Here is an 8,927-nt window from a genome sequence, read left to right on the forward strand (position 1 = left end):
ACTCCAAAACTGAACTACTTAGTATTATTGATGATGTAGCAAAAAAAGATTCAAAATATTCAGCATCACAAATAAAGAATATGTTAAATGTTGCAAGTCAGTCTGACTCACAAATCTTAACAATCAACGTTGAAAATGGTAGTAAGAATGACGCTGAAAGAGTAGCAAATGAAGTGGCTCAAATTTTTAGGAAAGATATGCCTAAGATAATGAATGTTGATAATGTGTCAATTTTATCTAAAGCTGATGGAACTGCTACTAAAGTTTCGCCAAATTTAATTCAAAATTTAGCAATTGGATTAGTTCTTGGACTTATTTTGGCATTGGTAATTGTAGTCTTTAAGGAATTGTTTGATAGAAGAATTAGAACGGAAGAAGATGTAAAACGTGAATTAAATATACCGGTTTTAGGTACAATTCAAAAATTGAAATAGGAGTAAATGAGATATGGCTAAAAAAAATGAGAAACGTAAAAAGCTACAAACACCTTTATTTGTTGAAGACAAACCTAAATCAATTGTGAGCGAAAAAGTGAGAGGGATTCGATCTAATATAATGTTTTCTGGTGTTGAAGAAATTAGGGGTATTATAGTTACCTCTGAGAAACCAGCAGCTGGTAAAAGTATAGTATCAGCTAATATTGCTATTACTTATGCGCAGGCAGGATATAAAACATTGATTATTGATGGTGACATGAGAAAGCCGACGCAACATTATCACTTTGAAACAACTAATTATGACGGATTATCAAATTTAATTATTGGAAAATCGGATTTTGATAAAGCGATTAGAAGTACAAGAATTAATAATTTAGATTTACTAACATCTGGTCCAATTCCACCAAATCCATCAGAATTAATAGCATCGACTAATTTTACTAATATACTAGATAAGTTATTTAGTATATATGACTTTATATTAATCGATACGCCACCAGTTATATCAGTGACGGATGCGCAAGTTTATTTAAGAAATGTAGATGACTGTGTACTTGTAATTGATACTGAACATAATAATAAAAACGAAATTAAAAAAGCAAAACGATTAATTGAACAAGCAGATGGACATCTTTTAGGTGCAATTCTAAATAAAACGCCTAAAGAAAAATCATCAACTTATTATTATTATGGAGATGATGAAAGTAATGATTGATATACATAATCATGTACTGGTAAATGTAGACGATGGACCAAAGACGAAAGAAGATATGCTAAATCTTCTTAAGCAAGGACAAAGTGAAGGAGTTACAGAGATTATCGTAACTCCACATCACTTAAGTCCTCAATTTGATAATAACTACGAGAAAGTTAATGAGAAGTTACAACAAATTATAGACTTAGATGAAGTCAAAGAATTGGGAATTACGCTTCTTCCAGGTCAAGAAATAAGAATAAGCGATCAAGTTTTACCGCAACTAAGAAAAGGCGAAGCTATTGGTTTGAATCATTCTAGATATTTATTGATTGAATTTCCATCTAGAGGGGTTCCTCACTATGCGAATCGTCTTTTCTTTGAATTGCAATCAGAAGGATACATACCAATCATTGCGCATCCAGAGAGAAATAAGGAAATTAGTCAAAATTTAGATGTGCTCTATAATTTAATCAATCAGGGTGCACTTGCTCAATTAACATCATCTTCATTACAAGGAATTCAAGGCAAAAAAATACAAAAAATTTCTATTCAAATGATTGAAAATAATTTGGTACATTTTATTGCATCAGACGCTCATCATGAATCTCAAAGGCCATTCATAATGAAAAGCTTATACAATAACAAAAAATTAAAAAAATATGAAAAAAGCATAGAAAATTTGATTAATAACGCTAAGTACATTGTTAATGATGAGGATGTAATAAAGAAACAACCAACTCAAAATTACAATGATAGAAAATTGTTTGGATTGTTTTAAAAGGAAAGTAAGTTAGGGGGATAGACGTGTGGACAAGTTAAGTGCAAGAGGACGTCTTCTAATATTAATTATAATAGATTCACTTATTGTAGCTTTTTCAGTTTTTATTTGTTACAACATTTTAGAACCTTTTTTTGAGGGGTATTCAAGGAATCTTTTAATTGTTAATTCAATTGTATTACTGATTTCGCATCATGTCTTTGCATACATATTTAATCTTTATCATCGTGCTTGGGAGTACGCTAGTGTTAATGAACTTCTATTAATCGTAGAGTCGGTTACATGTTCAATTATCGCAACGATGATTTTAGTTCCAATCTTTACTGCACATCCACCGTTTTTCAGATTATATTTAATAACTTGGATGATGCATTTGATTCTTATAGGTGGTTCAAGAATTTCATGGAGAGTTGCTAGAGGATTTGTCGTAGGGAAAAAACAAAAGAAAAAACCAACGCTAATTGTAGGTGCAGGTCGTGGTGGCTCATTATTAATTCGCCAAATGTTAAGAAGCCCTGAAATGGGGCTTGAACCAGTACTAGTTGTTGATGACGATCCACAAAAGAAAAAATTGACTATTGCTGAGGGCGTCAAAGTACAAGGTTCTATTGATGATATTCCAAATTTAGTTAATAAATATAGAATTAAGCGTATTATCATTGCCATACCTACGCTTAAACCAGATCGGCTTAAAGAGATAAATAATATTTGTAATAGTACTGGAATCGAGTTATTCAAAATGCCAAGTATTGAACAAGTTCTTGCGGGTGAATTGGAAGTTAATCAATTAAAACGTGTAGAAGTTGAAGATTTACTAGGACGAGAACCAGTTGAATTAGATATGGCCATGATTTCTAAAGAACTTACGCATAAAACAATTATGATTACTGGTGCAGGTGGGTCAATTGGCTCTGAAATATGTAGACAAGTATGTAAATTTGAACCAGAACGTATACTATTACTGGGCCACGGTGAAAATAGTATTTATCTTATTCACCAAGAATTAAATGCGATTTACAAGGATAAAATAGAAATTATACCTATTATAGCTGATGTACAAAATGGAGAACGTATTCAAGAAATCATGGATGAATATAAACCATATGCGGTATACCATGCTGCGGCACATAAACATGTGCCATTAATGGAATATAATCCAATAGAAGCATTTAGAAATAATGTATTAGGTACTAGAAATGTTGCTACAGCAGCTAAAAATGCAGGTGTGAGAAAATTTGTAATGGTATCAACAGATAAAGCTGTAAATCCACCGAATGTGATGGGTGCATCTAAGCGTGTAGCTGAAATGGTAGTACAAAGTCTTAATGATGAAAATAGTAAAACAGATTTTGTAGCTGTTCGTTTTGGTAACGTATTAGGTTCACGCGGTTCAGTAATTCCATTATTCAAGAAGCAAATCGAAGCGGGAGGTCCTGTAACTGTTACGCATCCTGACATGACTAGATATTTCATGACAATTCCGGAAGCTTCAAGATTAGTACTTCAAGCTGGTGCGCTAGCCAAAGGCGGAGAAGTATTTGTGCTAGATATGGGTGAACCAGTGAAGATTGTGGATTTAGCGCGTAACTTAATTCGCTTAAGCGGTAAAACTGAGGATGAAATTCAAATTAAGTTTAGTGGCATACGTCCTGGTGAAAAAATGTATGAAGAACTACTTAATGAAAATGAGATTCATCCAGAACAAGTTTATGAAAAAATTTATCGTGGTAAGGTAAAGGATTTCTCAAAAGAAGAAGTAGATGCAATTATCGAAGATTTAGGTAATGACTTTGATAAAGACAAAATACTTAAGATTGCTAATGAATAGGAGAGTTAATATGTTTAAAGATAAAGTGTTGTTAATTACAGGTGGAACAGGATCATTCGGTAATGCAGTTATGGAAAGATTCCTAGACACTGATATTAAAGAAATTAGAGTGTTTTCAAGAGATGAAAAAAAACAAGACGACATGAGAAAAAAATATAGCAATCCTAAATTGAAGTTTTACATTGGAGACGTTAGAGACTCACATAGTGTTGAAACAGCAATGAGGGAAGTTGATTATGTCTTTCATGCAGCGGCTTTAAAACAAGTGCCATCTTGTGAATTTTTCCCAATGGAAGCAGTTAAAACAAATGTTATTGGAACTGAGAACGTCTTACAAAATGCAATCAGAAATAACGTAAAAAAAGTGATTTGCTTATCTACTGATAAAGCTGCGTATCCAATCAATGCAATGGGTATTTCTAAATCTATGATGGAGAAAGTATTTGTTGCGAAATCAAGAAACGTTGATAGTGATCAAACATTAATTTGCGGGACTAGATATGGCAACGTTATGGCATCTAGAGGTTCTGTAATTCCTTTATTCATTGATAAAATCAAGGCAGGAGAGCCTTTGACTGTAACTGACCCAAATATGACGCGTTTTTTAATGAGTTTAGAAGAAGCGGTTGAGTTAGTAGTTCATGCATTCAAGCATGCTCAAACTGGTGATATTATGGTTCAAAAAGCACCAAGTTCAAAAGTCGGTGATTTAGCTGAAGCGCTTTTACAATTATTTGAGGCGGATAATGAAATAAAAATTATTGGCACGAGACATGGTGAAAAACAAGCAGAAACATTATTAACTAGAGAAGAATATGCGCAATGTGAAGACATGGGTGATTATTTCCGAGTGCCTGCAGACTCACGTGACTTAAACTATAGTAATTACTATGAAGATGGTAACGAAAAAATCACAGAAGCGTATGAGTACAATTCTGATAACACAAACATATTAACTGTTGAAGAAATCAAAGAAAAGTTACTTTCTTTAGAATATGTGAGAACTGAATTAAATAATTATAAACAGGGTTAGGAGAATTTACATTGAAAATTGTTATAACTGGTTCAAACGGATTCGTAGGGAAAAACTTAAAAGAAGATTTAAAAGCTACTACAGATAATGAAATCCTTGAAGTTAATAGACAAACTACGGCAGAAGATATGGAAAAATATTTATTAGAAGCTGATTCAGTTGTTCATTTAGCAGGTATAAATAGACCAAAAAATGAAGAAGAGTTTAAAGAAGGCAACGTAGACTTTCTAAGTAAAGTATTGAATATTTTAAAAGAGAATACTAATAAACCAACCATTATATTGTCGTCATCAATTCAAGCTGAAAATGATAATCCATATGGCAATAGCAAGCGTGAAGGCGAGAAAGTACTTGAACAATTCGCTAAGGATAATGGTAATAAAGTGTTAATTTATCGTTTGCCTAATTTGTTTGGTAAATGGTGTAAACCAAATTATAATTCAGTAATTGCAACGTTTTGCCATAAAATCGCTCGAAATGAAGAAATACAAGTTAATGATGAAAATGTAGTTCTTAAATTAAATTATATTGACGATGTAATCAAAGAATTTAAAAATGCAATTTTAGATCAACCTAATATTGAAAATGGTGAACCAAAAGTTCCAAACGTGTATGAAAAGAAATTAGGAACAATTGCTAATTTATTATATCAATTTAAGGAAATTCCTAACGATAAATCTTTACCGAATATCGAAGACCAATTTGAACATGCATTGCATAGTACCTATCTCAGCTATCTACCTGAAGAAAGCTTTAGCTATCCACTAAAAATGAACGTTGACAATAGAGGATCATTTACAGAGATATTTAAGACCATAGATAGAGGACAAGTCTCAGTAAATATTTCAAAACCAGGAATTGTCAAAGGGAATCATTGGCACCATACTAAAAATGAAAAATTCTTAGTTGTTTCTGGTACTGGCGTTATACGTTTTAGAAAAGTAGGACATGATGAAGTGATAGAATATCATGTTTCAGGTGAAAAGTTAGAAGTTGTTGATATACCAGTAGGCTATACTCATAATATTGAAAATTTAGGTGACACAGATATGGTTACTATTATGTGGGTAAATGAAATCTTTGATCCTAATAATCCAGACACATACTTTTTGGAGGTCTAATTAAATGGAAAAATTAAAATTAATGACAATTGTAGGTACAAGACCAGAAATAATTCGCTTATCTGCAACTATAAAAGCGTGTGATAAATATTTTAATCAAGTGCTCGTTCATACAGGACAGAACTATGATTACACATTGAATCAAGTGTTCTTTGAAGATTTAGAATTAAGAGAGCCAGATCATTATTTAGAGGCCGTTGGTAATCACTTAGGTGAAACGATGGGGAATATTTTAGCAAAATCTTACGAAGTATTGGCAGAAGAACAACCAGATGCACTTTTAATTCTTGGTGACACGAATAGTTGTTTAGCGGCTGTTTCTGCTAAAAGACTTAAAATTCCGGTGTTCCATATGGAGGCTGGTAATAGATGTTTCGATCAGAATGTGCCTGAAGAAATAAACCGCAAGATTGTGGACCATGTCAGTGATGTGAATTTACCGTACACAGAACATAGTAGACGTTATTTGTTAGATGAAGGTTTCCAAAAACAAAACATCTTCGTTACTGGTTCTCCTATGAAAGAAGTCTTAGACGAATATGCATATAAAATAGGCGAAAGTAATATTTTAGAAAAATTAGAATTAAAACCTCAAAATTATATATTAGTTTCAGCGCATCGTGAAGAAAATATTGATAACGAAACAAACTTCTTATCACTTATGAATGCAATTAATGATATAGCAGAAAAATATCAAATCCCAGTAATCTATTCAACGCATCCAAGAAGTTGGAAGAAAATTGAAGAAAGAAACTTTAAATTCCATCCTTTAGTAAAACAGTTAAAACCATTCGGCTTCTTTGATTACAATGCACTACAAAAAAATGCATTTGTAGTTTTATCTGATAGCGGAACATTGTCTGAAGAGTCTTCAATCTTAAAATTCCCAGGTGTATTAATTCGTACCTCAACAGAAAGACCAGAAGTATTAGATAAAGGTACAGTCATTGTGGGTGGAATTTCATATGATAATCTTGTGCAATCAGTGGAGTTAGCTAAAGCTATGCAAGAAAATGATGAGCCAATGATTGATGCAATTGATTATAAAGATACGAATGTTTCAACTAAAGTTGTGAAAATTATCCAAAGCTACAAAGATATTATCAATCGCAATACTTGGAGAAAATCATGATTAAACAATTAACAGGTTTGTTAAAATCTTCATCTTCAAAAGAAAAAAATATTAGAGTGAATAAACTAGCTTATGTGAAAAATTCAAATTTTAAAGGAAATAATTATGTAGATAGGTTTTGCAAAATAAGAAATTCTAATATTGGAGAGTATAGTTATATTGGATTTAGTAGTGATTTTAATAATGTAGAGATTGGAAATTATTGTTCTATCTCTTCAAATGTAAAAATAGGATTAGGAAAACATCCAGTCAATCATTTCAGTAGTTCGCCAGTATTCTATTCTAATAACAACCCTTTTGGTATTAGAGAAGCATATTCTTCATTTGATGAAAATCCTAAAATGACAATAATTGGACATGATGTCTGGATTGGTGCGAATGTAATTATTATGGATGGTGTGGAAATAGGAACTGGGGCGGTTATAGCAGCAGGTGCGGTTGTTACCAAAAATGTTTCTCCTTATGAAGTTGTAGGCGGTGTTCCCGCAAAAACTATTAAGAAGAGATTTGATGAAACAACTATTTCACAATTATTAAGTAGCAAATGGTGGGAAATGAGCCCTAAAACATTGAAATCAAAAAACTTTTCTCTAAATAATTTAAAAGTTTCAAAAGAATAGGAAGAGATTAATGAAAATTTTAAATATAGTATCTAGTAATATTGTTCAAGATCCAAGAATTCTAAAACAAATGGAAACAATAAAAAGCATTACTAATACACATTTAATGTTAGGTATGAACAATAAAAACGTTACTAAGGAACGTTTGGAAAAATTAGATTTCCAATATAAATTACTTGGCGAAAGAAATGAAAATAGTTCAATCTTTAGCAAATTGTTAAAGCGCATTAATTTTGCAAGAGGCGTAATAAGACAAATTAAGAGATATAAACCAGATGTGATTCATGCTAATGACTTTGATGTTCTATTGATGGTTTATCTAAGTGGATATAAAAAGGCAAACATTATTTTTGATGCTCATGAGATTTATGCCAAGAACGCTTTTATTAACAAATATGGCATTATTTCTAAAATAGTAGAAATAATGGAAAAACATATTATTGATAAAAGAGTTAATTCATTTATAACTGTTAGTCATGCAGCAAAATCTTATTATCTAGAGAAAGGTTACAAAAAAACACCTTATGTAATAACAAATGCACCAATATTAGACGAATCAATCAAATTATCTAATGATAAATCGGCTAATGAAGTTGTTTATCAAGGACAAATTGTAGCAGATCGTGGTTATGAGGAATTTGTAAAAGCATCCAAAATACAAAATAATAAAAAAGTTAATTATATAGTTAGAGGATTCGGACCACTTGAAAACGATTTAAAAGACTTAATAAAATCTATAGACGCAAATGTGAGAATTGATGAGCCTGTGGAAGTAACTGAACTTGTGAAAAAATTGAGCGAGAGTGATATTGGAGTTGTACTTACTAAACCAGTATCAATCAATTTTGAGTATACTGTTTCAAATAAAATATTTGAATGTATCCATGCTGGCTTACCAGTGATTTTATCACCAGTTAAAGAACATCACTTTTTAAATGATAAATATAATTTCGGTATTGTTATTGATGAAGTTACATCTAAAAACATTGCAGACGCAGTCAATAATCTGTCAGATGATAAGAGGTTATATGACGAATTGCGCGAAAATGCTATTAAGGCAGCTAAAACACTTAATTGGCAAAATGAAAGTAAGAAATTAATAGATTTATATCGAAATAAGTAGATATAGTGGTGACAAAATGAGCAAATCTAAAGATTTTATATATAGTATTATGTCAAATGTTTTATTGATGGTATTGATGCAATTATTTTTAATACCTTTGTTTTCAAAAATGCACTCATCAAAAGAATTTGGGGAGTTTAGATAAAGTCCGTATAATT

Annotated in this window: 8 protein-coding genes and 1 pseudogene; all 9 read left to right on the plus strand. The window is 31.5% G+C overall.

The features are described 5' to 3' along the window. Window positions 1-434, plus strand: a pseudogene (locus KA878_RS13360) (capsule biosynthesis protein CapA); the annotation flags it as partial. A gap of 13 nt (window positions 435-447) precedes the next feature. After that, window positions 448-1,152, plus strand: a complete 705-nt coding sequence (locus tag KA878_RS13365) for a polysaccharide biosynthesis tyrosine autokinase (protein WP_193838861.1) — start codon at window positions 448-450, stop codon at window positions 1,150-1,152. Next, entirely contained in the window at window positions 1,145-1,912 is a 768-nt protein-coding gene (locus KA878_RS13370) for a tyrosine-protein phosphatase (RefSeq protein WP_193839946.1), read from the plus strand. The genes KA878_RS13365 and KA878_RS13370 overlap by 8 nt, the downstream gene beginning before the upstream one ends. Before the next feature lie 28 nt (window positions 1,913-1,940). Next, window positions 1,941-3,740: a polysaccharide biosynthesis protein gene (locus KA878_RS13375; RefSeq protein ID WP_193838862.1), complete on the plus strand. Its 1,800-nt coding sequence runs from the start codon at window positions 1,941-1,943 to the stop codon at window positions 3,738-3,740. A gap of 10 nt (window positions 3,741-3,750) precedes the next feature. Continuing rightward, entirely contained in the window at window positions 3,751-4,773 is a 1,023-nt protein-coding gene (locus tag KA878_RS13380; protein WP_193838863.1) for a nucleoside-diphosphate sugar epimerase/dehydratase, read from the plus strand. A gap of 11 nt (window positions 4,774-4,784) precedes the next feature. Continuing rightward, a complete protein-coding gene (locus tag KA878_RS13385; RefSeq protein WP_193838864.1) occupies window positions 4,785-5,894 on the plus strand; it encodes a polysaccharide biosynthesis C-terminal domain-containing protein in 1,110 nt (369 codons plus the stop codon). A gap of 4 nt (window positions 5,895-5,898) precedes the next feature. Further along, on the plus strand, window positions 5,899-7,026 hold the full coding sequence (gene wecB, locus KA878_RS13390; RefSeq protein ID WP_193838865.1) for a non-hydrolyzing UDP-N-acetylglucosamine 2-epimerase: 1,128 nt from the start codon (window positions 5,899-5,901) through the stop codon (window positions 7,024-7,026). Next, complete coding sequence (locus KA878_RS13395) at window positions 7,023-7,646, plus strand: CatB-related O-acetyltransferase (RefSeq protein WP_193838866.1); 624 nt, start codon at window positions 7,023-7,025, stop codon at window positions 7,644-7,646. Before wecB ends, KA878_RS13395 begins: the two co-directional genes overlap by 4 nt. 10 nt (window positions 7,647-7,656) lie before the next feature. Continuing rightward, window positions 7,657-8,769 (plus strand): glycosyltransferase, encoded by a 1,113-nt coding sequence (locus KA878_RS13400; RefSeq protein WP_193838867.1) that lies wholly within the window; start codon window positions 7,657-7,659, stop codon window positions 8,767-8,769. Window positions 8,770-8,927: the final 158 nt, after the last annotated feature.

The sequence above is a fragment of the Staphylococcus sp. GDY8P57P genome, assembly GCF_017892585.1.
Taxonomy (GTDB): Bacteria; Bacillota; Bacilli; order Staphylococcales; family Staphylococcaceae; genus Staphylococcus; species Staphylococcus borealis.

Bases quoted from the DNA above. Each gene is read 5' to 3' on its own strand.
- KA878_RS13365 (WP_193838861.1), top strand. From the start codon at position 448: ATGGCTAAAAAAAATGAGAAACGTAAAAAGCTACAAACACCTTTATTT.
- KA878_RS13370 (WP_193839946.1), top strand. From the start codon at position 1,145: ATGATTGATATACATAATCATGTACTGGTAAATGTAGACGATGGACCA.
- KA878_RS13380 (WP_193838863.1), top strand. From the start codon at position 3,751: ATGTTTAAAGATAAAGTGTTGTTAATTACAGGTGGAACAGGATCATTC.
- wecB (WP_193838865.1), top strand. From the start codon at position 5,899: ATGGAAAAATTAAAATTAATGACAATTGTAGGTACAAGACCAGAAATA.
- KA878_RS13395 (WP_193838866.1), top strand. From the start codon at position 7,023: ATGATTAAACAATTAACAGGTTTGTTAAAATCTTCATCTTCAAAAGAA.
- KA878_RS13400 (WP_193838867.1), top strand. From the start codon at position 7,657: ATGAAAATTTTAAATATAGTATCTAGTAATATTGTTCAAGATCCAAGA.